This is a genomic window from Micromonospora sp. NPDC049282 (assembly GCF_043197045.1).
GTDB lineage: Bacteria > Actinomycetota > Actinomycetes > Mycobacteriales > Micromonosporaceae > Micromonospora.
Genome location: NZ_JBICSL010000015.1, coordinates 49,241 through 73,413, shown reverse-complemented (window position 1 = coordinate 73,413; position 24,173 = coordinate 49,241). Strand labels below are relative to the sequence as shown.

Below are 24,173 nucleotides of genomic sequence, written 5' to 3'. Positions count from 1 at the left end.
CCGGCCTCGACGGTCAGCTCCGCCCACGCCGGCCGACAAGCGCGTCGCCGTAGACCACCACGAGGACGGCAGAGCTGAGCCGTCTTCGCGCTCGCGAACCGTGTGCGCCGACTCGCCGCATCTGGCCCGTCACGAGCGTGGTGGCGACGCTGCTGATGATCCCCGCCAGGAAGAGCAGGAGGAAGCCGGGCACGATCACCGCCGTGCTCGCCGGCCCGACGACGGCGACGAACGCCAGTGCGCCGAGAAAGACCCGTTGGCTCCACACCAACCAGGGGTACACGGGCAGCCCACGTAGGTGGGCGCGTTGGCTGTCGGTCAACCTACCGTCGTCGGTCATGGCCCTTCCGATTTCCGGTGTCGGGCCTCCGAGCGTAGGGGCCCCGTTCCACCCGAGCGCTCGGTACGTCGGGCCGCCCTACGGCAACCGCGACTCGTTGTGCGCGACGGCCGGGAGTCGCTGTATTCGGCCGCCGCGCTGTTCGGATCGCCATCGTGGACCGGCCGGACCAACTGCCCTGGACATCCGCCCGCCGTCAGCGTGCGGACGTCCAGCCCTGCCGGTGCAGCCGTTCGATGCCGTCCAGCAGCAGGTCCAGGGCGAACTCGAACTCGAACTGGTCGTCGCAGCCCGGCCCCACCACCGACCCGTCGTCGTGGGACGCCGCCCCGGCGATCTCGGCGAGGTGGGGGAAGCGGGCGGCGGCCTCCGGCGGGAACGCCGCCGCCGGCTCGGGTTCGGTCGCGCCGGAGCGGCCGGCGCGGCGGGAGGCGTCGAACAACTCCTGGCTGAAGCCGAGGACCCGGCTGCCCATCGCGTGCATGACGTGGTGTGCCAGGTCGGTGGAGAACCCGCCGGCCCGGAACGCCCCGACCATCGAGTCGAGGTAGGCGAGGACACCCGGCGTCGCCGTGTTCCGCGACTCGATCGCCAGCGCCGCCCACGGGTGACGGCTCAGCACCCGCCGCGCGGCGAGGATGCGCAGCCGGACCGTCTGCTTCCAGTCGGCGTCGGGCACCGGCGGGTCGATCTCGCCGACCACCACGTCGATCATGCCGTCGAGCAGTTCGTCCTTGTTGGCCACGTGCTTGTAGAGGGCCATCGGCACGACGCCCAGGTCCTGGGCGAGGTTACGCATGCTGAGCGATTCGATCCCGGCCCCGTCGGCAAGCGCGACGGCGGCACGCAGGACCCGGTCCCTGCTCAGCGGCGTCCGGCGCAGCACGTCTGCCTGCTCGGCCATCGTGTCCTCGTCTTCCGGTGGCGGTGGTTGAACCCTAGCCGCCTTGACAGGTGTACGCCGTACACCGACTATGGGTGTACGGCGTACACCTGGGAGGAAAGATGAAGGCGATCGTGCAGGACCGTTACGGCCCGCCGGAGACCCTCGCGCTGGCGGAGGTCCCCGTGCCGGTGCCCCGCCCCGACGAGGTGCTGGTGCGCGTCGAGGCGGCCGCGCTCAACGCGTACGACTGGCACGCCATGCGCGGCGACCCGCGGATGGCGCGGTTGGCGATGGGGCCGAGGCGGCCCCGGGCGCGCATCCGGGGACGCGACGTCGCCGGCCGGGTCGAGGCCGTGGGCGCGGACGTCCGACGGGTACGACCGGGCGACGCCGTCTTCGCCGACCTCGGCGACGCCAACGGCGCGTTCGCCGAGTACGCGTGCGTTCCCGAGGCGCTGGTCGCGCCGCAACCGGCGAACCTGACGCCGCAACAGGCGGCGGCGCTGCCGCTGGCCGGCGCGACCGCGCTCATCGGGCTGCGCGACGCCGGGCGGGTCGAGCCCGGTCACCGCGTCCTCGTCAACGGCGCCTCCGGCGGCGTCGGCACCCTGGCGGTCCAACTGGCGAAGGCGCTCGGCGCGACCGTGACCGGCGTGTGCAGCACGCGCAACGTCGAGCTGGTCCGCTCGCTCGGCGCCGACCACGTCGTCGACTACACCCGCGACGACTTCACCCGCGACCCGCGCCGCCACGACGTCGTGTTCGACCTGGTCGGCAACCGCTCGCTCACCGCGCTGCGGCGGGCGCTGACCCCCACCGGGACGCTTGTGCTCTCCGGCGGCGGCGTCTACCGCGGCGGCAGCCTCGTCGGGCCGGTCTGGCTGATCGCGCGCGGGCGGCTGCTGGCGCCGCTCGTCCGGCAGCGCGTCGTCGTGCTCACCACGACACCCGGCCGACACCACCTCGACGCGCTCCGCGCCCACGCCGAAGCCGGCCACCTCACCCCGGTGATCGACCGCACCTATCCGCTCCGCGAGGTGCCCGAGGCGATCCGATACCTGGAGGGCGAGCACGCGCGGGCGAAGGTCGTCATCACCGTCTGAGCGCGCCCGGGGTCCTACCGCGTGCCGCGACCCGGTCCGGCGTCCGCCGAGACCACGGCCGTCACCTCGACCTCGAGCACGGTTCCGCGGGACCCCGGCGGACATCGCCCTGCTGAACCTGCACCGGGCGACGAGTCGGTGCGGCAGGTCTTCGCCGCGACGGTACGCGGCCGGACTCCCCCGCCGGCGGCCACGCGGTTCCTGGAGCATCTGCGCGCGGAGGCCGTCAACCTCGGCTGACCTGGAACATCCGCCACTTCCGGGATCCGCCGCCGGTTCGCGTGCGAACGTGGACCGGTGAACTATCACCTGTTCCAGATGATCAATGCTGGCGCGGGGAGGGTCGACGCCGTCGACGACGTCTTCGAGTGGGCGGCGATCTGGTTGATCTACGTGCTGGGGGCGCTGGCGGTGGTGCCGGTGCTGCGCCGCGGCCGGTCGGCCGCCGGTCCCACCCTGCGGGTGCTCGCCTCGCTGGGGATCGCGTTCGGGCTGGGGCGGGCCGCCGCCGCGCTCAGCACGGAGGTACGCCCGTTCCAGACCCACCACGTGCACCAGTTGATCCCGCACGCGACCGGGCCGTCGCTGCCCAGCGACCATGCCACCGCGGCGTTCACCCTGGCCTTCGCCGTCGGCGCCTTCCTGTCCCGACGCTGGGGGGTGGCGCTCACGGTCCTGGCGGCGATCATCGGATTCGCGCGGGTCTGGACCGGCGTGCACTACCCCGGCGACATCGCGGCCGGCGCGCTGGCCGCCGTCGTCGCCGTCGCCACGGTCGCGGTCGCCGCCCGGCTCCACAGGCACCGGTTCCGATCGCGTCCGGAACGCGTATGACGGCTGTCCCGGGCCGGGCCTGCGATCGCGGCGCGTCGGCCCTGACCCGGTTCGCTCACCGACGGCTGCGCCCCGCCTGGTAGATGTCACGTCCCGGCCCTGGTGTTCACTGGCGCCCGTGGATCGTCAACGGCTCAGCAGCATCGCGCACTCGCACCATCCGATCGCGGCGCCGGTCTCCGGGGTGAACGTCAACCGGCTGCTGCGCCGGGCGGACCGGCGGCCGGCGGCACGCATCCTCGACCTCGGCTGCGGGCAGGCGGCGTGGGCGATGCAGGCCCTCGCCCACTACCCGGACGGGCACGCGGACGGCGTGGACATCAGCGGACACGCCCTCGAACACGCCGCCGCGGCGGCCCAGGTGCGCGGCCTCGCCGACCGGCTCACCCTGCACGAACGCGACGCCCGCGGGTACGTGCCGGACGGCGACTACGACCTGGTGCTGTGCGTCGGGTCGACCCACATCTTCGACGGTGTCGCCGGCACGCTGAAGGCGGCCGGACGGCACGTGAACCCGGACGGCATCCTCGTGCTCGGCGAGGGTTTCTGGCAGGCCCCGCCGACGCCGGAGGCGCTGACCGCCCTCGACGCCGAGCCGGCGGACCACACCGACCTCGCCGGCCTGGTGGACGTCGTCGAACAGGGCGGCTGGACCCCGGTCTACGCGCACGTCAGCGACGCCGCCGAGTGGGACAACTACGAGTGGTCGTGGGTCGGTTCGCTCACCGAGTGGGCGCTCGACAATCCCGGCCATCCGGACGCCGCCGACGCGCTCGCGGTCGCGCGGGAGCACCGGAACGGGTGGCTACGCGGCTACCGCAACCTGCTGGGCTTCGCGACCCTGTTGCTGCGCCGCACCTGATCATCCGTGGTAGCTCAGGTTCGTGGCCAGCGCGGCCACCGAGAGGAGGAGGAACACCGCCCCTCCCACGAGCTGCCGGGAACCGACCCGCAGGTGCGCGACGAGCGCGCCGACGAAGTACAGCACCAGGCCGCCTGCGGCGAGGGCGCCCAGCCACGGCACGGCGAACCCGGCCAGCAGTCCCACCGAGCCCGCCGCCAGCAGCAACCCCAGCACCGGCACCCACGCCCGCGGCACGCGCTTCATGTCCGCCTGGGTCCTGGGATAGTCGTGACCGGTCAGGTAGGTGACGGCGGCAATGCCGGTGACAGCTACGGCCCGGCCGGCTCGCCGACCAGGGCGGGCAGCTCGCCGAGGCCGGTGATCACCCGTCCGCCCCAGCTCGGGTCGGTGTCGTTGTGCTCGGTGGTCCGGAGCACGGTCATGCCGACCGCCGCCGCACCGGCCAGTTCGCCGTCCGCGCCGTCACCCACGTAGACGCATCCGGTCGGCGCGACGCCCAGCCGTTCGGCGGCGACGCGGTAGATCGCCGGGTCCGGCTTGGCCAGCCCGACCTCGCAGGAGAAGACCGCGACGTCGAAGCGGCCGGCGAGCGGGCCGTGCGGCCACGCCTCGGCGGTCTCCGAGGTGGCGTTGCTGATCAGGGCCAACGGGTGCCCGTCCGCGCGCAGCGCGTCGAGGACGTCCAGGGTGGTGGTCGAGGCACGGCCCAGCACCCGGCGAGCCAGGGTTCGTCGATGGTCGGCGGCCCGGGCCACCTGCTCGCCGGTCGGCGTGCCACCGAGGCGCCCGGCGAGGACGCGGACGGTCTCCTCGGCGTCCCACCGGACCAGCCGGTCCCGCCAGGAGGCGTGGTAGGCGGCGACCAGCGCGGCCGGGTCCACCCCGACGACGAGCGCCATCTCGCCGACCACCCGGTCACGCTCGTCGTCGGCGCCGTGCAGCAGCGTGTGGAAGAGGTCGAAGATCACCGGCTGGGGCACGCGCCGCATCCTACCGAGATTCACCGCCGGTGATGGTCGGCGGTTTTACCGTCCCATCGATGACGTCGGTGCGACTATGGAGGACGTGGGAACTGCGAAAACTGCCATGCCGTCCATCTCGCCGCTTACCGGCGAGCCGATCAAGCGCGCCGACGCCGAACGCCTCGCCGGCGTGCTGAAGGCGTTCGCCGATCCGGCTCGACTGCGGCTGATCAGCCTGATCCAGTCCGCCCCGCAGGGCGAGGCGTCGGTGAGCGACCTGACCGCTCCGCTCGGGCTGTCCCAGCCGACGGTGAGCCATCACCTGCGGATCCTCACCGAGGCCGGGCTGCTGGAACGCGAGAAGCGTGGAGTCTGGGCCTACTACCGGGTGGTCCCGTCCGCGATCGCCGCGATCGCCGACCTGCTGACCCCGCCCCGCAAGCGGGCGACTAAGCGCGCTCGCTGAGCGCCCCCACCCCGCCCGGCGGGGCCGCCGCGTGCGCGCGAAGGTGGCGCGGCTGTCGTTCCGCCCGGGGGCGATCCGGCGCGCCCGCCGGGCGAGCGGCGCGCCGGCGACCGGGCCGAGGACCCGTTCACCGGGTCGCGCACCGCACCGCCTGAGCGCCGCTCGGCCCGACCCGAGCCATCGATCCCGCAAAGTCTGCCCGTTCCTCGACCGGCGCGTGGCACCACCGGTGTGTTCTAATTATTCGCGTCGATGTTCGCGCTAACATCGGTGACCGGTCGCCACCACCCTCGGCAGCTCCGGCATCGTCACGCGTGCGGGCCTCGCCCCGGAACAGGGCGCCGGCGGTGGGTTCCTCCTGCGCGCGCCAGCGTTCCATCGACGGCCATCATCACCCGTGAGGCTCCGCGCCGGTACGGAAGGTCTCGGAGCCCTGCGTATCCGAGGAGCCGTCATGCCCATCCCCCGTCCCCGATCCGTCCGGTCCAGACCCGCACGCCTGGCGTTCGCGGCCCTGTCCCTCGTCCTGGCCGTCGGCGGCGCCGCCCTGGTCACGCAGCCCCGGTCGGCCGTCGCCGCGCCCGGGCCGGGCTCCGTCGTGGGGGTGCAGTCCGGCCGCTGCGTCGACGTGCCGAACGGCAGCACCACGAACGGCACCCAGGTCCAGCTCTACGACTGCACCGGCGCCACCGCGCAGACCTGGACCTACACGTCGGCGAGGCAGTTCACGGTGTACGGGAACAAGTGCCTGGACGCCAACGGCCAGGGCACCAGCCCGGGCACCGCCGTGATCATCTGGGACTGCAACGGCCAGGCCAACCAGCAGTGGACCGTCAACTCCAACGGCACCATCACCGGCCAGCAGTCCGGGCTCTGCCTCGACGCCAACGCCGCCGGCACCGCCAACGGCACCAAGCTCATCCTCTGGACCTGCAACGGCCAGGCCAACCAGCGCTGGAACACGTCGACGAGCCCGACGTCCCCGCCACCGACCTCGCCGCCGCCCAGCGGCGGCCGGTCGTGCGACATCTACGCCGCCGGCGGCACACCCTGCGTGGCGGCGCACAGCACCACCCGGGCGCTGTTCTCAGCGTACCGCGGCAACCTCTACCAGGTCCGCCGTTCCTCGGACAACGCCACCCGCAACATCGGGGTGCTGAGCGCCGGCGGCTACGCCGACGCCGCCGGCCAGGACGCGTTCTGCGGCGGCACGACCTGCGTGATCACGGTGGTCTACGACCAGTCGGGTCGCGGCAACGACCTGTGGTACCAGGGGTCCGCGCAGGTCCCCGGTTCCACCTCCAGCCGGCCCGCGACCGCGACCAGCGAGTCGTTGACCGTCGGCGGCGCCCGGGCCTACTCGCTCTACATCAATCCCGGCAACAGCTACTGGCGGGACGGTCACCTGACCGGCATCCCCACCGACAGCGCCCCCGAGGGCATGTACATGGTGACCAGCGGCACCCACGTCAACAGCGGCTGCTGCTTCGACTACGGCAACAGCGAGACCACCCGCAGCGCCGACGCCGCCGGGGCGATGGACGCGATCAACTTCAGCACCAGCTGCTGGTTCGGCGGCTGCTCCGGCAGCGGCCCCTGGGTGCAGGCCGACCTCGAATGGGGCCTCTACCCCGGCGGCAGCCAGTCCTGGAACCCGAACCAACGCGCCTTCACCAGCAAGTTCGTCACCGCCACCCTGAAGAACAACGGCACCTCCCGCTTCGCCATCAAGGGCAGCAACGCCCAGTCCGGCAACCTCTACACGCTCTACGACGGATCGCTGCCCCCCGGCTACAGCCCGATGAAGAAACAGGGCGCGATCATCCTGGGCAGCGGCGGCGACTGCTGCAAGCCCGGCGGCGGCGCCAACCTGAGCGCCGGCACCTTCTACGAGGGCGCGATGGTGGCGGGCTACCCGTCCGACGCCACCGAGAACGCCGTCCAGGCCGACGTCGTGGCCGCCGGCTACCGCTGAGTCCCGTTCGACCCCTCTGGAAAGGACACTGATGTTAGCGCTACCAAAACGAGCCGACCGGCCGGTCCGGCGCCGGCTCGCACTGCTCGTCAGCCTGATCGCCCTGCTGGGGATGTTCCCGGCGGTCGCCCGGGCGGACAACCCGATCGTGCAGAACATCTACACCGCCGACCCGGCGCCGCTGGTCTACAACGGCCGGGTCTACCTCTACACCGGCCACGACGAGGACAACTCGACCTGGTTCACCATGAAGGAGTGGCGGGTCTACTCGTCCGACGACATGGTCAACTGGACCGACCACGGCTCGCCGCTCAACCTCGCCACGTTCAGCTGGGCCAAGCAGGACGCGTGGGCAGGCCAGGCCGTCTACCGCAACGGCAAGTTCTACTGGTACGTGCCCATGGTCGTGCGGGCGACCGGCCAGATGGGCATCGGCGTGGCGGTCGCGGACAGCCCGACCGGGCCGTTCCGGGACGCGATCGGCCGGCCCCTGGTGAGCAACGGTGAGATCGACCCGACCGTGTTCATCGACGACGACGGCCAGGCGTACCTCTACTGGGGCAACCCGCGACTGTGGTACGTGAAGCTGAACGCGGACATGACCTCCTACTCCGGCAGCCCGACGCAGATCCCGCTGACCACGGCGGGCTTCGGGGCCCGGACCGGGGACGCGAACCGGCCCACCCTGTACGAGGAGGGGCCGTGGGTCTACAAGCGCAACAACCTCTACTACAACGTGTTCGCCGCCAAGTGCTGCTCGGAGTTCCTCGCCTACTCGACGGCGCCCGGCCCACTCGGGCCGTGGACCTACCGGGGGACGGTCATGCCCACCCAGGGCAGCAGCTTCACCAACCACCCCGGGATCGTCGACTACAAGGGCGGCTCCTACCTCTTCTACCACAACGGGGCGTTGCCAGGCGGCGGCGGTTTCACCAGGTCGGTGGCGGTGGAGAAGTTCACCTACGGGTCCGACGGATCGATTCCGACGATCAACATGACCAACAACGGCGCCCCCCAGGTCGGGACGTTGAACCCGTACGTCCGGCAGGAGGCCGAGACGATCGCCTGGGGACAGGGGATCGAGACCGAGGCGGCCAGCGGCGGCGGGATGAACGTCGGCTTCATCGACAACGGGGACTACATCAAGGTCAAGGGCGTGGCGTTCGGCACCGGCGCGACCTCGTACACCGCCCGGGTCGCCTCGGCCGGTAGCGGCGGCAACATCGAGCTGCGCCTGGACGGCACCAGCGGCCCGCTGGTGGGCACCTGTCGGGTGTCCGGCACCGGCGGCTGGCAGACCTGGGCGGACACGACCTGCGGGGTCAGCGGCGCCACCGGCACCCACGACCTCTACCTGCGCTTCACCGGCGGCAGCGGCTCGCTGTTCAACATCGACCACTGGCGGTTCAACTCCGGGACCAGCACCCCCCCGACCGACCCGCCGCCGACCACCCCGCCGCCGACCACCCCGCCGCCCACCACTCCCCCGCCGACCACTCCCCCGCCGACCACTCCCCCGCCGACCACCCCGCCCCCGACCGGCGGCGCCTGCGCCGCGACCTACCGCACCACCAGCACCTGGTCCGGCGGCTTCCAGGGCGAGGTGACCGTCACGGCCGGCGCCTCGGCGATCAACGGTTGGACGGTGGGCTGGACCCTGGCCAACGGCCAGAGCATCAGCCAGATCTGGGGCGGCACGCTGAGCACCAGCGGCTCCACGGCGACCGTTCGCAACGTGTCGTACAACGGCTCGGTGCCGGCTGCCGGCTCGACCACGTTCGGCTTCCTCGCGAACGGCTCGGCGTCGACCCCGTCCCTGACCTGTACCAGCCCGTGAGAGGAGCAGTCATGCGTACCAGGAGAGGATGGCTCGCCGCGGTCGCGGCGCTGGCCATGACCGTCGCCGGCCTGCTGGCCCCGGCCGGTCCGGCCGCCGCCGAGTCCAACGGCGGGGTACGGGTGATGCCGCTCGGTGACTCGATCACCGAGGGGACCCAGGTCCCGGGCGGCTCCCGGATCGGGCTGTGGCAGCGGCTCGCCGCCGGCGGCTACCGGGTCGACTTCGTCGGCTCCCAGTTCAACGGGCCGGGCAACCTCGGCGACCACGACCACGAGGGCCACCCCGGCTGGCGGATCGACCAGATCGACGCCAACATCACCGGCTGGCTGAACACCTACCAACCGCGCACCGTGCTGCTGCACATCGGCACCAACGACATCCTGCAGAACTACAACGTCTCCACGGCGCCGAACCGGCTCTCCACGCTTATCGACCGCATCACCGCGACGGCGCCCAACGCCGACGTGTTCGTGGCGCAGATCATCCCGCTGTCCAACGCCGGCCAGGAGTCGGCGGTGCGTACCTTCAACGCCGCCATCCCGGGCATCGTGCAGGCCAAGGTGAACGCCGGCAAGCGCGTCCACCTGGTCGACCAGCACTCGGCGCTGACCACTGCCGACCTGATCGACGGCATCCACCCGACCGCCACCGGTTACGACAAGATGGCGGCCGTCTGGTACCGCGCGTTGCAGTCGGTGGACGGCAGCATCGGCACTCCGGGCAGCGGCGGGGGCACCTACCAGAACGTGCAGGTGGTGGGCGGCGGCTCGGGCCGGTGCCTGGACGTGCCGAACGGCAGCACCACGAACGGCATCCAGGTGCAGTTGTACGACTGCTGGGGGGGCACCGGGCAGCGCTGGACCTACACCTCGAGCAAGCAGTTGCAGGTGCTGGGCAACAAGTGTCTCGACGCGAACGGTCGAGGGACCGCGAACGGCACCAGCGTGATCATCTGGGACTGCAACGGTCAGCCCAACCAGCAGTGGAATTTGAACGCGAACGGCACGATCAGCGGCGTGCAGTCCGGGCGCTGCCTGGACGCGGCCGGCTACGGCACCGCCAACGGCACGAAGATCAACCTCTGGGACTGCCACGGCGGCTCCAACCAGCAGTGGAGCACCCGAAGCTGAGGTGCAGGGCGGGGCCCCCGCTTAACGCCTCCGGTATAGGAGGGGGCCCCGCCTAGCCCTTTCGAAGGAAGGAGCACGCCATGCCGAGACATCGGCTCATCGTCGGCGTCGTCGCGGGAGTGGCGGGGCTGGTCCTCGCCATGGGCGGCGTCGCGCTCGCCGCCGGGTCGGATCCCGCCGGCGTCGGCCCGCTGGCGGCGACCGCCGGCTGTGGCAGGGCGCCAGCGTTGACCAGCGGATCGCACACGATCTCCAGCGGCGGCCAGAACCGCTCGTACATCCTGCGGATCCCCGACAACTACGACAACAACCGTCCCTACCGGCTGATCTTCGGCTTCCACTGGAACGGCGGCACCGCGGGTGACGTCGACTCCGGCGGGACGAGCGGCTATCCCTGGTCCTACTACGGGGTCCGGGCACTGTCGAACAACAGCGCGATCTTCGTGGCGCCGCAGGGCAACGGCAACGGGTGGGCCAACCCGAACGGTCAGGACCTGACGTTCGTCGACGACATGGTCCGGACGTTCTCCGCGGGCCTGTGCGTCGACACCACGCAGCTGTTCGCGATGGGCTTCAGCTACGGCGGCGGCATGAGCTACGCCATCGCGTGCGCCCGGGCGAACGTCTTCCGCGCGGTCGCGGTCTATTCGGGCGCGAACCTCAGCGGGTGCAACGGCGGCACCCAACCCATCGCGTACCTCGGGATCCACGGCCTGCGCGACGGCACGCTGCCGATCTCGGCGGGCCGCTCGCTGCGTGACCAGTTCGTCCGCAACAACGGCTGTACGCCGCAGAACCCGCCCGAGCCGGCCCAGGGCAGCCTGACGCACGTCGTCACCTACTACTCGGGCTGCCGGGCCGGCTACCCGGTGGCGTGGGGCGCGTTCGACGGGCCGCACGCCCCGAACGCGGTGGACGGCACCGCCGACCCGTTCGCGCCCGGCGAGCGGTCCTGGACGCAGGCGGTGGTGTGGCGGTTCTTCACCCAGTTCGACGGCACCACCCCGACGAACCCGCCGACCACCCCGCCGACCAGCCCGCCGACCAGCCCGCCCCCCACGACCGGCCGGCAGCTGGTCGGTGGGCAGTCCGGCCGGTGCGTCACCGCGACGAGCCAGACCTCCGGTACGCAGGTGCAGTTGCAGGACTGCGCCGGGCAGTCCGGCCAGCTCTGGAGCACCACCTCCGGCCGTCAACTGCAACTGGCCGGCAACCTGTGCCTGGACGCGAACGGGGCCGGCACCAGCAACGGCACCGCCGTGATCGTGTGGACCTGCAACGGCCAGGCCAACCAGCAGTGGAACGTCAACGCCAACGGCACCATCACCGGCCAGCAGTCCGGCCTGTGCCTGGACGCCAACGCCGCCGGCACCGCGAACGGCACCAGGCTCATCCTCTGGTCCTGCAACGGCGGCGCCAACCAGCAGTGGAGCTTCCGGAGCTGAGCACGTGTCAAGCGGGGCCCCTTCCTATACCGCATGCGTTAAGAAGGGGCCCCGCCTTGCATCTCAGCTTCGGAGGCTCCACTTCTGGTTCGCGCCGTTGAGGCACTGCCAGAGCTGGACCTTGGTGCCGTTGGTCGTGCCGAACGCGCTGGCGTCCAGGCACAACCCGGACTGCACGCTGGTGATCGAGCCGTCCGAGTTCAGGTTCCACTGCTGGTTGGCCTGGCCGTTGCAGTCCCAGATGACCACCGCGGTGCCGTTGGCGGTGCCCTGACCGGAGGCGTCCAGGCACTTGTTGCCGTACACCGTCAGCTGCTTGCCGGTGGTGTAGCTGAAGCGCTGGTTGGCGTTGCCGTGGCAGTCCCAGAGCTGGACCTGACTGCCGTTGGTGGTGGTGGAGCCGGGCACGTCCACGCACCGGCCGGACTGGCCGCCGACGATCTGGACGTTCTGGTTCGTCGGCCCGCCGCCGCCGGGCGGCAGCAGAGTGACGGTGGACGTGTCGGCGACAGCGGAGTGCGACACGTTGACCGTGGTGCCGTTGTTCGACAGGGTCACCACGCTGTCCCGCACCGTGACCGGGCCGGACACCGCGCCGCCGTTGTTGTACGGGATGTTCTGCACCACCACCCGGACCTGGTTGTTCACCACGATCCCGCTGGTGGCGTCCAGGCGCTGGATGTTCACCGCGACGTTGCCGGTGGTCCGGTTGCCACCGATGAGGATCTTGGCGGAGCCGGCGTCGCGGGTGGCGAACGCGTCGTAGGAGGCGCTCGGGGTGACCGAGGCAATCTGGCCGGTCATCGAGCCGTAGTACTGGTAGGCCCACCACTCGCCCTTGGGCTGGTACTGCCCGCTGGAGTTGCGGGTGAGCAGGCTGGCCAGGTCGTTGTGCAGGTTCTGACCGCCGGCCCAGTTGGCCCGCAGCCCGTCCGCGCCGGCCCGTTCCAGCCGGGCCAGGTACCACGCCCCGCCGGCCGGGTTCTGCTCGTTGGACGCGCCGTACTCGTTGATCTGGTGCGGCCGCGGGTGCGCGATGCCCCGGGAGTCGAGCGTCTGGTTGGCGGTGGCCACGTTGGCCACCGGGTCGCCCGGCAGGGAGTGCCAGCTGAAGATGTCCGGCACCACGTTGTTGGCCTTCACGTAGTCCAGGTACTGCGTCCACCAGCCGCTTGTCGACGGCACGCACGCGCAGCTCGGTCCCACGATCAGCATGCCCGGGAACGTCGCGCGGATCCGCTGGTAGGTGCGTCGCCACATCTCGAAGTACTGCGACTGGGGCCGGTTCCAGAACAGGCTGATGTTCGGCTCGTTCCAGATGTCCCACTGCACGGTGATCCCTGACGAGCGCACGTCGGAGAAGAGCCGGTCCAGGAAGCGGTCGTAGTCGCTCCAGTCGCCGTTGTCACCGGGATAGCGGCTGATCGAGGCGCCGTCGGCGCCCCACAGGTCGTGGTCGAGCAGCACGAACGTGCCGCCCAGCGCGGCGGTGCGTCTGGCCTGCGCCACGGTGGCGTTCCACCGGCGGTCGTAGCCGCCGCCGACCCAGCCCTGGCCCGGCAGTTGCGCGCCGCCGGCGCGCATGGCCCGGAACTTCACGTCCCGGAAGAAGCTGTCCGGCGGGTTCTGACCGTTCTCGGTCATCCCGTAGATCCAACCCGATCCCCGGTAGGTCGGCGTGCCCAGGGAGGCGGAGAAGTTGACGGTGAGCGACTCGTCGGCGGCCCGCGCCGGGGACGCGACGGTGGCGAGCGAGCAGGCGACGGCGACGGCACCGGCGGCGATCCGGGCGGCCAGGCCGCGGATCCGTGGTGCCCGGTCGTGGGGGAGGTTCACTGCGACTCCTTCGGCAGTGTGGTGGGGCTGCGGAGGACGTCCTAGCGAATCGATTCGCCGGGCAGCCTAGGCGTCGATGTCGATGAATGTCAACGGCGTGAACAGGCAGCGGAGATCGACCGTCTTGACCAGACACATCGACGGGCTTATCTTCGGTCGAACCGATTCGCTGCATCGCTTCCCGAGAGGGGCCATTTCATGACGACATCCGCGTGGCGGCGGGGCGTGGCCGGCGTCGCCCTGACCGCGCTCACGGTCGCCGGCGCCGTGACCGGCTGCTCCGCCGACGACGGACCGGAGAGCGGCGCCGGCGGCGGCACGTACACCCTCTGGGACCCGTACCCGCAGTTCGCCGGCGGGTCCGACTGGGAGAAGCTGCTCCAGAGCTGCGGCAGCTCCGCGGGTGTGAGCGTGCGGCGCACCGGATACGACACCACGGACCTGACCAACAAGGCGTTGCTGGCGGCGCAGCAGGGCAACTCCCCCGACGTGCTGATCATCGACAACCCGGTGATCTCGACGCTCGCCCAGGCCGGCGCGCTGACCTCCGCCGACGAGACCAAGCTGGACACCTCGGCCTCCGCGCCCAACCTGCTCGGCGCCGGCCAGCTCGACGGCAAGGCGTACGGCGTTCCGATCGGGGCGAACACGCTCGCGCTCTGGTACAACAAGGACCTGCTGGGCAAGGCCGGGGTGGACGTCGCGTCGATCCGGGACTGGCCGTCGCTGACCGCCGCGCTCGCGAAGGTCAAGGGCGCCGGGAAGAAGGGCATCACGTTCTCGGCGATCGGCACCGAGGAGGGCAGCTTCCAGTTCCTGCCCTGGTTCTGGGGCTCCGGCGCCCAACTGACCGCGCTGGACTCGCCGCAGGCGGTCTCCGCGTTGACGCTCTGGAAGGACTGGCTGACTCGGGGGTACGCGCCGAACTCGGTCATCAACAACACCCAGACGACCAGCTGGCAGGAGTTCGCCGCCGGCGACTTCGCGTTCACCGAGAACGGCACCTGGCAGCGGGCCAACGCGGAGAAGCTCGACTTCGAGTACGGCATCATCCCGGTGCCGGCCAGCGCCGGTGGTACCGCGCCGGCCCCCACCGGTGGCGAGTTCGTCTCCATCCCGGTGCAGCGCGACACCGGCCGGTACGACGTCTCGACCAAGCTGGTGACCTGCCTGACCAACCCGGACAACCTGCTGACGACCGACACCACGCTGTCCTACGTCGCCCCGGTGGCGGCGGTGCAGCAGAAGCAGGTCGCGGCGGATCCCGAGCTGAAGGTGTGGGTGGACGCGGTGAACGCCGCCAAGGGCCGCACCGGCGACAACCTCGGCACGAAGTACCCGAAGATCTCCGAGCAGCTGTGGACGGCCGTGCAGGGCGCGCTCAGCGGTTCGAAGTCGCCGCAGGCGGCGCTCTCCGCCGCCCAGCACGCGGCCGCCGCCGCCACCAGGTAGACCGGCCGGACGCGGCGGAATGAGCCGAACCCGCAGCGGTCGGTGGACGGCGTGGGCGTTCCTGGCCCCGGTGACCCTCTACCTGCTGGCCTTCTACGCCTACCCGCTCTACCGGAACGTCGAGCTGAGCCTGCGGCGCTACACCGTCCGGTCGTTCGTCTCCGGCGGCGCCCCGTTCGCCGGGCTGGACAACTACCGGGACGTGGTGACCCATCCGACCTTCGGGCCGGCGCTGCTGCACACGGCGGTCTTCACGGCGGTGTCGCTGCTGTGCCAGTTCACCCTCGGGTTGGCGCTCGCGGTCTTCTTCCACCGGCACTTCCCGCTGTCGAGGACGCTGCGGGCGTTGTTCCTCGTACCGTGGCTGCTGCCGCTGATCGTCTCGGCCTCCACCTGGTCGTGGCTGCTCAACAGCGAGGCCGGCCTGGTCAACGCCGCGCTCGGCGCCGTGGGCCTCGACCCGGTCAACTGGCTGACCTCGCCGCGCTGGTCGCTGGTCTCGGTCATCATCGCGAACATCTGGATCGGCATCCCGTTCAACCTGGTCGTCCTGCACAGCGGCCTGCAGGCGATCCCGGACGACGTGTACGAGGCCGCGGCGCTGGACGGGGCGAGCGGGACGCAGCGGTTCTGGCGGATCACGTTCCCGCTGCTGCGCCCGGTGTCGGCGATCACGCTGCTGCTCGGGCTGATCTACACGCTGAAGGTCTTCGACATCATCTGGATCATGACCCGGGGCGGGCCGACGGACTCGTCGACGACGTTCGCCACCTGGTCCTACCGGCTCGGGTTCGGCAGCCTGCTGCCCGAGTTCGGGCCGGGCGCCGCGGTCGGCAACCTGCTGATCGTCGTCGGCCTGATCGGCGGGTTGAGCTACGTCCGGGCCCAGCGGAGGCAGCGGTGGTGACGAGAGGACCGGCCCGTACCGCCTGGTGGCGGACCGGCCTGGGCGTGGTGTTCACCGCGCTGATGCTGTTCCCGGTCTACTGGATGGTCAACGTCTCGTTCACCCGCGACGGCGACCTGCGGGCCGACCCGCCGCACCTGTTCCCCGTCGACGGCACCGTCGAGGGCTACCGGGTGGTGCTGCGCGAGCAGCTGCCCTACCTCGGCACCAGCCTGCTCATCGGGCTCGGCACCGTGGCGCTGACCGTGGCCCTCGCCGCGCCCGCGGGCTACGCCCTGGCCAAGTTGCGTCCGGCCGGCGGCGGCGCGCTCAGCTTCGTGCTGCTGATCGCACAGATGATCCCCGGCATCATCATGGCGATGGGGTTCTACGCCATCTATCTGCGTCTCGGGGTGCTCAACTCGGCGGCCGGGCTGGTCCTGGCCGACTCCACCATCGCCGTACCCTTCGGGGTGTTGATCTTCACGGCGTTCATGTCCGGCATCCCCGACGAGGTGTTGCAGGCCGCGTTGGTGGACGGCGCCGGCCGGTGGCGCACGTTCCGGTCGGTGGTGCTGCCGCTGAGCCGGGGTTCGATCATCACCGTGTCCCTGTTCGCCTTCCTCTGGGCATGGTCGGACTTCCTCTTCGCGTCCACCCTCGACGCCGGCGGCGCCAGCCGGCCGATCACCCTCGGCATCTACCGCTACATCGGCAACAACAACCAGGAATGGAACGCGATCATGGCAACCGCCGTGGTCGCCTCCGTCCCCGCCGCCGTCCTGCTGATCGTGGCCCAGCGGTACGTCGCCGCGGGCGTGACCGCCGGCGCGGTCAAGGACTGAGCCATCCGCACCCAGAAAGGCAGCCACCCGATGACCGTCGCCCCCACCGGTCCGGCGTTCTCCGTCCGGGAGATCCCGTTCAGCCACCGCGGTTCCTGGCTCAGCGTCTCCCCCGTGGTCGCCGAGAACAGCTACGCCGAGGACCTGCACCTGGTCTCGCACCGCAACGGCATGCACCCGGTGCTCCGGCTCAGCGTGTCGGGTGATGCCACGGTGGCGGCCCGGCCGGCGCTGCTGAGCTGGCACGACCGGACCGGCCGGGTCGAGCTGACCTTCGCCGGCCCGGACACGGTGCGGCTGCGGGGCCGCGGCGCCGGGCTGCGGATCACGGCCGCCGCCGCCACCCTCACCCCGTTCAGCGGGACCTACCTCTACGACGACCCGGTGGCCTCCGCGTCCGTGTTCACCTCCTACGAGACCGGCCGCCGGTACCGGGTCACCGTGCTCGCCGGCGCCGCCGGGACGGTCGGTGCGCAAGCATTGGGCACCGCCGAGCGTGGCCTGGTCCTGCCCGCGGACCAGCCGTGGGAGATCGCGATCGAGGAGTACGCGACGGCCGCCGAGCCGTACCTGTCGAGCGTGGACTTCGACGGCCTGGTGGCCGCCGGCCGGGCCGACTTCGCGGCGTTCGTCGACGCGGTCGCACCGTGGCGTGACCCGGAGACGCCGGCCGCCGAGCTGGCCGCGTACGTGCTGTGGTCGGCCACGGTGGCGCCGGCCGGCTTCGTCACCCGACCCGCGATCCTGATGTCGAAGCACTGGATGAACAAGGTGTGGAGCTGGGACCACTGCTTCAACGCGCTGGCCCTCGCGGCCGGGGACGCCGATCTCGCCTGGCACCAGTTCCACCTGCCGTTCGACCATCAGGACCCGGCCGGCGCGCTGCCGGACTCGGTGACGCACTCGGAGATCCTGCACAACTTCGTCAAGCCGCCCATCCACGGCTGGGCGTTGCGGCAGTTGCGGCGGCGGTCGGGCCGGGCGGTGCCGCGCGACGAGCTGGCCGAGGTCTACCGCCGGATGGCCGACTGGACCACGTTCTGGCTGGAGCACCGGCGGGCGCCCGGCCGACGCCTGCCGCACTACCAGCACGGCAACGACAGCGGCTGGGACAACGCCACCACCTTCGACGGCGGCCGGGTGGTGGAGGCCCCCGACCTGGCCGCGTTGCTGGTGACGCAGCTGGGTCACCTCGCGGACCTGGCCACCGAGCTGGGCCGCCCGCAGGAGGCGACGCGGTGGGCCGGCGTCGCCGGCGAGGTGCGCGACGCGCTGCTGGAAGAGCTGTGGACCGGTGAGCGGTTCACCGCGCGCGACCCGTGGACCGGGCGGACCAGAGCCAGCACCAGCCTGCTCGACCTCATGCCCGTGGTGCTCGGCGCGGACCTCCCGGCGGGCGTCGCGGCCGTCCTCGCCCGGCGCCTGGAGACCCACCTGACCGAGCACGGCCTGGCCACCGAGCCGCTGGACTCCCCGCACCACCTGGCCGACGGCTACTGGCGGGGCCCGATCTGGGCCCCGGCCACCGTGCTGGTCGAGGACGGGTTGCGCCGGGCCGGGCACACCGGGCTCGCCGACGAGATCAGCCGGCGGTTCCGGATCCTCTGCGAGCGGTCGGGCTTCGCGGAGAACTTCGACGCCAAGACCGGCGCGGGCCTGCGGGACCGCGCGTACACCTGGACCGCGAGCGGATATCTCCTGCTCGCCGGCGACGACCGCCGGCGGGCCGCGCGGGAATGAGCGGCGCCCGTCGGTACGCCGTCAGCGGGCGGCTCGGGGCGCCGGTACGGGACCGGTGCTGGCACGCAGCGAGATCGGCGGACGGTAGAGCCGGTGCCGCGGCGTGGTCCCGGGCGCCGCGATCCGTTCCAGCAGGAGCGACACCGCCTCCGCGCCCATGTCGACGATCGGCACGTCCGCCGCGGTCAGCGACGGCCGGAAGTTCTCGGCCCAGTGCCGCGCGGCGACCCCGGTGAGGGAGAAGTCGCGCGGCACGACGAGCCCGGCGCTCTCCAGCGCCCGCTGCATGCCGGGCAGGGCCGCCTCGTTGACGGTGGCCACGGCGGTGACCTCGGGGTGGGTCGCCAGCAGTTCCTCGACGCACGCCTCACCGGCGGAGACGTCGTCGCCGCAGCAGACGTCGACGCCGACCAGGCCGCGCTCCGCGGTCGCCTCGGCGAAGCCGGCCGACGCGCGGCTGCCGGGGCCGTAGCCGGCGGCGACGAGTTCGGCCGACCGGTTGACCAGGGCCACGTGCCGGTGCCCCAGGTCGGCCAGGTGGTGCACGCAGCTGGCGATGAGGCCGCCGTAGTCGACGTCCACCCAGCTCATCCCGTGCGGCTGGGCGGTGCGGCCGATGGTCACGAACGGCAGGCCGGTCTGCTCCAGCCGGGTCACCCGCTCGTCGGTCAGGCGGATCTCCATCAGGACCACGCCGTCGACGCGGCGGCCGGTGACGATCCGCTCGAACGACCGGTCGTGGTCGCCGCCGGACGGCGACAGCAGCACGTCCAGGTCGACCCGCGCGGCGGCCTCGACCACGCTGGCGACGAATCCGAGCTGCATGTCGGTCAGGCGCCGGCTCGCCGGTGGGATGACCAGGCCGAGGGTGCGGGTCCGGCCCTCCTTGAGGGCGCGCGCGCTGGCGTTGGGGCGGTAGTCCAACTCGTCGATGACGGCCTGGATCCGCTGCCGGGTGGCCGCCGAGACCGGCCGCTTGCCGCTCAACACGTAGGACACGGTGCTGCGGGACACCCCGGCACGCCGGGCGATCTCACCGATGTTCATCCCGCTCCCGGCAACGGTCGTCGAATCGGTTCACCTGGTGGGGCGACCCTAGGTCGGGCCGCTCACGGCTGTCAACGCGGACCCTTCAATTCCATAGACTGATCTAAATATTGACCGATTCGACACGCCTCCTTAACATCAAACGTCACACCTATGATGACCAATGCGTCGCTGGAGGTTCCGTGAACACATCCGCCCTGCGCCGGCCGGCCGCGACCGGCCTCGCGCTGGCCATGGTCATCGCCGGCGCCGCCGTGTCGGTCTTCGCCTCGTCCGCGTCGGCCGCCGCCGCCACCCTCTACGCGTCCCCCGGCGGCACCGGCACCGCCTGCTCCGCGTCCCAGCCCTGCTCGCTGGCGACCGCCCAGTCCACCGTCCGCGCCACCGCGCCGGGCATGCCGGACGACATCGTGGTGGAACTCGCCGACGGCGTCTACCGGGTGACCTCGCCGCTGACGTTCGGCGCGGCCGACTCCGGCATGAACGGCCACACGGTGCGCTGGCAGGCCGCCTCCGGCGCGCGCCCGGTGATCAGCGGGGCGAAGCAGGTGACCGGCTGGTCGGTCGCGGACTCCGGCCGCAACATCTGGCGGGCCACCGTCGGCGCCGGGCAGGACACCCGGCAGCTCTACGTCGACGGCCAGCTCGCCACCCGGGCGCGCACCCAGGTGAACCGGTCGGACTTCAGCGCGTCGGCCACCGGCCTGCGGATCACCAACGGCAACCTCAACTACCTGAACAACCTGGCCAACGCCGGCCGGGTGGAGGTCGAGGGCGTCAACTCCTTCACCGACCGCTACTCGCCGGTGCAGAGCATCAGCGGCGGCCTGCTCACCATGCGGCAGCCGGCCTGGAACAACAACAACTTCGGCTACGACACCCTGATGAGCCCGTTCCGGGCCGGCCCGTTCTACCTGGCGAACGCGTACGAGTTCCTCGACTCCCCCGGCGAGTGGTACGTCGACCCCGGCGCCGGCACGCTCTACTACATCCCCCGCTCGGGTCAGAACATGAGCAACGTGGACGTCGAGTTCCCGGTGGTGCAGTCCCTGGTCAACGTCGGCGGCAGCTACGCGAACCCGGCGCACCACATCGCGTTCTCCGGCATCACGTTCACCGGCACCAGCTGGCTGGGCCCCAGCGGCAACCAGGGCTGGGTCGACCAGCAGACCGGCTCCTACATCGCCGGCAACTGGTCCTGGCCCGCCTTCGGCTCCTGCACCTCCGGCTGCCAGCAGTTCGAGGCGGCCCGGCCGAGCTGGTCCCAGATGCCCGCCGCGGTGCAGGTCTCCGCCGCCAACACCATCACGTTCAGCGACTCCCAGTTCGTCAACCTGGGCCAGACCGCCGTGGGCATCGGCAACGACGCCAACGCGCACACCACCGGCGTGGGGCTGGGCGCCAGCAACATCACGGTCACCCGCTCCGAGATCGCCCGCAACGCCGCCGGCGGCTTCGTCATCGGCGGCGTACGGGCCGACGCGCACCACCCGAGCGACACCCGGATGACCAACCGGGACATCACCGTCAGCAACAACCGGATCCACGACCTCGGCCTGGACTACCGGGGCGTCAGCTCGGTGCTGCCCACCTACGTCACCAACGCCACGATCAGCCACAACGAGGTCTACAACATGCCGTACTCCGGCATGACGATCGGCTACGGCTGGGGGGCCAACGACGCCGGCGGCAACACCGAGTACGCCAACCGCGGCCTGTACAACTACCAGCCCCGCTACAGCACGCCCACGACCGCGTCCAACACCCGGGTGGTCGGCAACTACATCCACGACGTGATGCAGCAGATGAACGACGGCGGATGCATCTACACCCTGGGCTGGAACCCGAACGCGCTGATCAGCGAGAACCACTGCCTGCGGACCAACGGCTACTTCGGCGTCTACTTCGACGAGGGCTCCAAGTACTACACCGTCACCAACAACGTGTTCTCGAACACCGGCACCTGGGCCACCGCCAACTACTGGGGCGGCGAGAACATGGGCAACTGGACGCTCACCAACAACTGGTCGACGAACAACAGCACCAACGTCACCAACGGCGACCGGGGCAACGTCGTCTACGGCAACACGGTCGTGACCAACGGCGCCTGGCCCGCCGGCGCGCAGACCGTGATGAACTCCGCCGGCCCGCAGGGCACCGGCGGCCCGACCACCCCGCCACCCACCGGCACCGGGCAGCAGATCGTCGGCGCGCAGTCCGGCCGGTGCGTGGACGTGCCCAACTCGTCGGCCACCAACGGCACGCAGGTCCAGCTCTGGGACTGCGGCGGCGCCACCGGCCAACGCTGGACCGTCACCGCCGGCCGGCAACTCCAGGTGTACGGGACCAAGTGCCTGGACGCCAACGGCCAGGGCACCACCAACGGCACCGCGGTGATCATCTGGGACTGCAACGGCCAGGCCAACCAGCAGTGGACCGTCAACTCCAACGGCACCATCACCGGCCAGCAGTCCGGGCTCTGCCTGGACGCCAACGCCGCCGGCACCGCCAACGGCACCAAGCTCATCCTGTGGGCCTGCAACGGCGGCGCCAACCAGCGATGGACCCTGCGCGGGTGAGCGGGCGACCGGCGGCGGGGAGCGGACGGTGAAGGTCACCGGCTACCGCAGCCTGACCACCGCACACGACTGGGGACGATTGACCGGCGACGCCAACGGCGTGATGCCGGGCCCGCGTACCGACGTGCCCGTGCTGATCCTGGAGACCGACGCCGGCCTGGAGGGCGTCGGCCTGGGCCCGCACGCCGACGTCGACCGCGTCTTCCGCGCGATCGACGGCCAGGATCCACGGGCCGCCCCGGCGCTGTACGACCGGATGCTGAACCAGGTGTTCAAGACCGGCCACGCGGGCGCGACGTTCGGGACGATAGGCGCGCTCGACATGGCGCTGTGGGACCTCAAGGCGAAGGCGGCCGACGAGCCGCTCTGGCGCACCCTCGGCGCCGCGGACCGGTTCGTCCCCGGCTACGCCTCCGGGTTGGACATCGCCCTCGACGACGACGCGCTCACGCGGTTGTACGAGCGGTTCGCCGAGCGTGGCTTCGGCGGCGCCAAGCTCAAGGGCGGCCACGACGTCGAGCGGGACCGGCGGCGGCTGGAGGCGGTCCGGGAGATCCTCGGCCGCAACTCCGCCCGCCCGGCGCTGATGTTCGACGCCAACGAGTCGTGGAACCGCGCGCAGGCCGTCCGGTTCGTCACCGCGCTGGAGCGCACCGTCGACCTGGTCTGGATCGAGGAGCCGGTGCGCCGGTGGGACGCGGCCGGCCTCGCCTCGGTGCGCCACGGCGTGCGGGCGGCGGTCGCCACCGGCGAGAACCTCACCGGCCTCGAACAGTACCGCCCGCTGCTGGACGCGGACGCCGTCGACGTGGTCCAGACGGGCAGCGTCTGGGGCATCACCCACTTTCTGCGGACGGCCGCCGTGGCGCACGGGCGGGACCTGCCGGTGAGCCCGGTGGCCTACCACGCCAACCCGCTCGCGCACGCGGCCGCCGCGGTGCCCAACCACCTGGCCTGCGAGATCCAGGACTTCTCCTGGCCGCTCGGGCTCGCGGTGGACCAGGAGATCGCGGACGGCGGCATCGTCCTCGGCGACCTGCCGGGACTCGGCATCCGGGTCGACGAGCGACGCGTCGAGGCCGCCCGGGCGCCCGCCCCGCCGACCGCGTCGACCGGGCCGCACGTCCGGCCCGACCGGGCCGGCCGCCGGTTCGTCCCCTAGCCGGGCGGCCCCTCGAGCCGGCGCCGCTGCCAGGAGGTGACGATGTGGTCGCGCATGGCGCGTTCGGCGCCCGCCACGTCCCGGCGGGCGATGGCGTCGACCACCAGCGCGTGCTCGTCGAGCGTCGACTCGAAGGCGCTCTGGTACGTCAGCCCGTGGAACCGGTCGCTCTCCATCGCCCGCCGGTAGAGGCGCTTGCAGATGTTCTCCGCCAGGCGGTTGCGGGACAGCTCCATGATCGTGAAGTGGAAGACCACGTCCGCCTGGCGGAAGGAGTCGGTCTCGTGCCGGATCTCGCGCATCGACGCGAGCGCGTGCTCGACCCGGGTCAGCTCCTCCGGCGTACGCCGGCTCGCCAGGCCGGCCGCCATGGCCGCCTCCAGGCTGCCCCGGACGACCGTCAGCTCGTCCAGGACGCCCAGTGACTCGTCGTTGTCGATCAGCGCGGACAGGACGATCGGGTCCAGCATGTTCCACGAGCCGACCCGGGCCACCTGGGTCCCCCGCCCCTGCGAGACCACCACCAGGCCCTTCTCCTCGAGCCGCTTCACCGACTCCCGGACGACCGTGCGGCTCACCCCGAAGTGCTCGCTGAGCGGCCCCTCCGGGGGCAGCAGCTGCCCCTCGGCGAGCTGGCCGGTGACGATGAGCTCGACCATGTCGCGCACCACCGCCACGCCCAACCGCTCCGCCGGGCGGCGGGGCGGAAAGGCGAACCCGTCTCCGCGCGGCGTCATGGCCACACCCTAGTGCAGCGCCGCGCCGGCCCTCGGCGACCGC

21 protein-coding genes are annotated in these 24,173 nt (G+C 71.7%); 14 read left to right on the top strand and 7 right to left on the bottom strand.

Translation table 11 applies throughout. The annotated features are described in order from the left end of the window. Positions 1 to 13: 13 nt before the first annotated feature. Positions 14 to 340 carry a hypothetical protein gene (locus tag ACGFI2_RS22965; RefSeq protein ID WP_393520487.1) on the bottom strand — a complete coding sequence of 109 codons (327 nt, stop codon included), beginning with the start codon at positions 338 to 340 and terminating at the stop codon, positions 14 to 16. A 196-nt stretch (positions 341 to 536) separates the two neighbouring features. After that, a complete protein-coding gene (locus tag ACGFI2_RS22960) occupies positions 537 to 1,244 on the bottom strand; it encodes a TetR/AcrR family transcriptional regulator (protein WP_393520485.1) in 708 nt (235 codons plus the stop codon). A 101-nt stretch (positions 1,245 to 1,345) separates the two neighbouring features. On the opposite strand from ACGFI2_RS22960, the gene ACGFI2_RS22955 reads away from it, so the two are divergent. From ACGFI2_RS22955 to ACGFI2_RS22945, 3 genes are all read left to right on the top strand, one after another. Beyond that, a complete protein-coding gene (locus ACGFI2_RS22955; RefSeq protein ID WP_393520483.1) occupies positions 1,346 to 2,329 on the top strand; it encodes an NAD(P)-dependent alcohol dehydrogenase in 984 nt (327 codons plus the stop codon). A 297-nt stretch (positions 2,330 to 2,626) separates the two neighbouring features. Further along, entirely contained in the window at positions 2,627 to 3,163 is a 537-nt protein-coding gene (locus tag ACGFI2_RS22950; protein WP_393520481.1) for a phosphatase PAP2 family protein, read from the top strand. Between the two features lie 118 nt (positions 3,164 to 3,281). Next, a complete protein-coding gene (locus ACGFI2_RS22945) occupies positions 3,282 to 4,025 on the top strand; it encodes an SAM-dependent methyltransferase (protein WP_393520479.1) in 744 nt (247 codons plus the stop codon). Here ACGFI2_RS22945 and ACGFI2_RS22940 read toward each other — a convergent pair whose 3' ends face one another. Together ACGFI2_RS22940 and ACGFI2_RS22935 are read right to left on the bottom strand one after the other, a co-directional pair. Then, on the bottom strand, positions 4,026 to 4,325 hold the full coding sequence (locus ACGFI2_RS22940; protein ID WP_393520672.1) for a DoxX family protein: 300 nt from the start codon (positions 4,323 to 4,325) through the stop codon (positions 4,026 to 4,028). 11 nt (positions 4,326 to 4,336) lie between these two features. Beyond that, positions 4,337 to 5,008 carry an HAD family hydrolase gene (locus tag ACGFI2_RS22935; RefSeq protein WP_393520477.1) on the bottom strand — a complete coding sequence of 224 codons (672 nt, stop codon included), beginning with the start codon at positions 5,006 to 5,008 and terminating at the stop codon, positions 4,337 to 4,339. 76 nt (positions 5,009 to 5,084) lie between these two features. Here ACGFI2_RS22935 and ACGFI2_RS22930 point away from each other — a divergent pair, with 76 nt between their 5' ends. The 5 genes from ACGFI2_RS22930 (at position 5,085) to ACGFI2_RS22910 (ending at position 11,846) form a co-directional block, all read left to right on the top strand. After that, positions 5,085 to 5,456 carry an ArsR/SmtB family transcription factor gene (locus tag ACGFI2_RS22930; protein ID WP_393520475.1) on the top strand — a complete coding sequence of 124 codons (372 nt, stop codon included), beginning with the start codon at positions 5,085 to 5,087 and terminating at the stop codon, positions 5,454 to 5,456. Positions 5,457 to 5,910: 454 nt separating this feature from the next. Beyond that, positions 5,911 to 7,431, top strand: a complete 1,521-nt coding sequence (locus ACGFI2_RS22925) for an arabinofuranosidase catalytic domain-containing protein (RefSeq protein ID WP_393520473.1) — start codon at positions 5,911 to 5,913, stop codon at positions 7,429 to 7,431. 31 nt (positions 7,432 to 7,462) lie between these two features. Then, the gene (locus ACGFI2_RS22920) at positions 7,463 to 9,268 is read left to right on the top strand and encodes a family 43 glycosylhydrolase (protein ID WP_393520471.1); all 1,806 of its coding nucleotides are present in this window, start codon (positions 7,463 to 7,465) and stop codon (positions 9,266 to 9,268) included. 11 nt (positions 9,269 to 9,279) lie between these two features. Beyond that, positions 9,280 to 10,401 carry an RICIN domain-containing protein gene (locus ACGFI2_RS22915; RefSeq protein WP_393520470.1) on the top strand — a complete coding sequence of 374 codons (1,122 nt, stop codon included), beginning with the start codon at positions 9,280 to 9,282 and terminating at the stop codon, positions 10,399 to 10,401. 80 nt (positions 10,402 to 10,481) lie between these two features. Next, positions 10,482 to 11,846 carry a ricin-type beta-trefoil lectin domain protein gene (locus ACGFI2_RS22910; protein WP_393520468.1) on the top strand — a complete coding sequence of 455 codons (1,365 nt, stop codon included), beginning with the start codon at positions 10,482 to 10,484 and terminating at the stop codon, positions 11,844 to 11,846. A gap of 63 nt (positions 11,847 to 11,909) precedes the next feature. On the opposite strand, the gene ACGFI2_RS22905 is transcribed toward ACGFI2_RS22910, so the two are convergent. Further along, positions 11,910 to 13,682: an RICIN domain-containing protein gene (locus ACGFI2_RS22905; RefSeq protein ID WP_393520466.1), complete on the bottom strand. Its 1,773-nt coding sequence runs from the start codon at positions 13,680 to 13,682 to the stop codon at positions 11,910 to 11,912. A 198-nt stretch (positions 13,683 to 13,880) separates the two neighbouring features. Here ACGFI2_RS22905 and ACGFI2_RS22900 point away from each other — a divergent pair, with 198 nt between their 5' ends. The 4 genes from ACGFI2_RS22900 to ACGFI2_RS22885 all read left to right on the top strand — a co-directional run bounded on the left by ACGFI2_RS22900 (position 13,881) and on the right by ACGFI2_RS22885 (position 18,605). Further along, the gene (locus ACGFI2_RS22900; protein WP_393520464.1) at positions 13,881 to 15,134 is read left to right on the top strand and encodes an extracellular solute-binding protein; all 1,254 of its coding nucleotides are present in this window, start codon (positions 13,881 to 13,883) and stop codon (positions 15,132 to 15,134) included. 19 nt (positions 15,135 to 15,153) lie between these two features. Beyond that, a complete protein-coding gene (locus tag ACGFI2_RS22895; protein WP_393520462.1) occupies positions 15,154 to 16,041 on the top strand; it encodes a carbohydrate ABC transporter permease in 888 nt (295 codons plus the stop codon). Between the two features lie 62 nt (positions 16,042 to 16,103). After that, positions 16,104 to 16,865: a carbohydrate ABC transporter permease gene (locus tag ACGFI2_RS22890; protein WP_393520670.1), complete on the top strand. Its 762-nt coding sequence runs from the start codon at positions 16,104 to 16,106 to the stop codon at positions 16,863 to 16,865. A gap of 30 nt (positions 16,866 to 16,895) precedes the next feature. Then, entirely contained in the window at positions 16,896 to 18,605 is a 1,710-nt protein-coding gene (locus tag ACGFI2_RS22885; RefSeq protein ID WP_393520460.1) for an amylo-alpha-1,6-glucosidase, read from the top strand. A gap of 21 nt (positions 18,606 to 18,626) precedes the next feature. Here ACGFI2_RS22885 and ACGFI2_RS22880 read toward each other — a convergent pair whose 3' ends face one another. Further along, a complete protein-coding gene (locus ACGFI2_RS22880; protein ID WP_393520457.1) occupies positions 18,627 to 19,652 on the bottom strand; it encodes a LacI family DNA-binding transcriptional regulator in 1,026 nt (341 codons plus the stop codon). 182 nt (positions 19,653 to 19,834) lie between these two features. Here ACGFI2_RS22880 and ACGFI2_RS22875 point away from each other — a divergent pair, with 182 nt between their 5' ends. After that, entirely contained in the window at positions 19,835 to 22,231 is a 2,397-nt protein-coding gene (locus tag ACGFI2_RS22875) for an RICIN domain-containing protein (protein ID WP_393520455.1), read from the top strand. A 28-nt stretch (positions 22,232 to 22,259) separates the two neighbouring features. Further along, positions 22,260 to 23,393 carry a mandelate racemase/muconate lactonizing enzyme family protein gene (locus ACGFI2_RS22870; protein WP_393520453.1) on the top strand — a complete coding sequence of 378 codons (1,134 nt, stop codon included), beginning with the start codon at positions 22,260 to 22,262 and terminating at the stop codon, positions 23,391 to 23,393. Here ACGFI2_RS22870 and ACGFI2_RS22865 read toward each other — a convergent pair. Continuing rightward, the gene (locus tag ACGFI2_RS22865) at positions 23,390 to 24,130 is read right to left on the bottom strand and encodes a FadR/GntR family transcriptional regulator (protein ID WP_393520451.1); all 741 of its coding nucleotides are present in this window, start codon (positions 24,128 to 24,130) and stop codon (positions 23,390 to 23,392) included. The genes ACGFI2_RS22870 and ACGFI2_RS22865 overlap by 4 nt on opposite strands. Positions 24,131 to 24,173: the final 43 nt, after the last annotated feature.

Excerpts from the sequence above, each read along its gene's own strand:
- ACGFI2_RS22865 (WP_393520451.1), bottom strand. The coding sequence starts at position 24,130 with ATGACGCCGCGCGGAGACGGGTTCGCCTTTCCGCCCCGCCGCCCGGCG.
- ACGFI2_RS22915 (WP_393520470.1), top strand. The coding sequence starts at position 9,280 with ATGCGTACCAGGAGAGGATGGCTCGCCGCGGTCGCGGCGCTGGCCATG.
- ACGFI2_RS22900 (WP_393520464.1), top strand. The coding sequence starts at position 13,881 with ATGACGACATCCGCGTGGCGGCGGGGCGTGGCCGGCGTCGCCCTGACC.
- ACGFI2_RS22955 (WP_393520483.1), top strand. The coding sequence starts at position 1,346 with ATGAAGGCGATCGTGCAGGACCGTTACGGCCCGCCGGAGACCCTCGCG.
- ACGFI2_RS22960 (WP_393520485.1), bottom strand. The coding sequence starts at position 1,244 with ATGGCCGAGCAGGCAGACGTGCTGCGCCGGACGCCGCTGAGCAGGGAC.
- ACGFI2_RS22930 (WP_393520475.1), top strand. The coding sequence starts at position 5,085 with ATGGAGGACGTGGGAACTGCGAAAACTGCCATGCCGTCCATCTCGCCG.
- ACGFI2_RS22920 (WP_393520471.1), top strand. The coding sequence starts at position 7,463 with ATGTTAGCGCTACCAAAACGAGCCGACCGGCCGGTCCGGCGCCGGCTC.
- ACGFI2_RS22885 (WP_393520460.1), top strand. The coding sequence starts at position 16,896 with ATGACCGTCGCCCCCACCGGTCCGGCGTTCTCCGTCCGGGAGATCCCG.
- ACGFI2_RS22965 (WP_393520487.1), bottom strand. The coding sequence starts at position 340 with ATGACCGACGACGGTAGGTTGACCGACAGCCAACGCGCCCACCTACGT.
- ACGFI2_RS22895 (WP_393520462.1), top strand. The coding sequence starts at position 15,154 with ATGAGCCGAACCCGCAGCGGTCGGTGGACGGCGTGGGCGTTCCTGGCC.
- ACGFI2_RS22880 (WP_393520457.1), bottom strand. The coding sequence starts at position 19,652 with ATGAACATCGGTGAGATCGCCCGGCGTGCCGGGGTGTCCCGCAGCACC.
- ACGFI2_RS22890 (WP_393520670.1), top strand. The coding sequence starts at position 16,104 with ATGCTGTTCCCGGTCTACTGGATGGTCAACGTCTCGTTCACCCGCGAC.
- ACGFI2_RS22925 (WP_393520473.1), top strand. The coding sequence starts at position 5,911 with ATGCCCATCCCCCGTCCCCGATCCGTCCGGTCCAGACCCGCACGCCTG.
- ACGFI2_RS22910 (WP_393520468.1), top strand. The coding sequence starts at position 10,482 with ATGCCGAGACATCGGCTCATCGTCGGCGTCGTCGCGGGAGTGGCGGGG.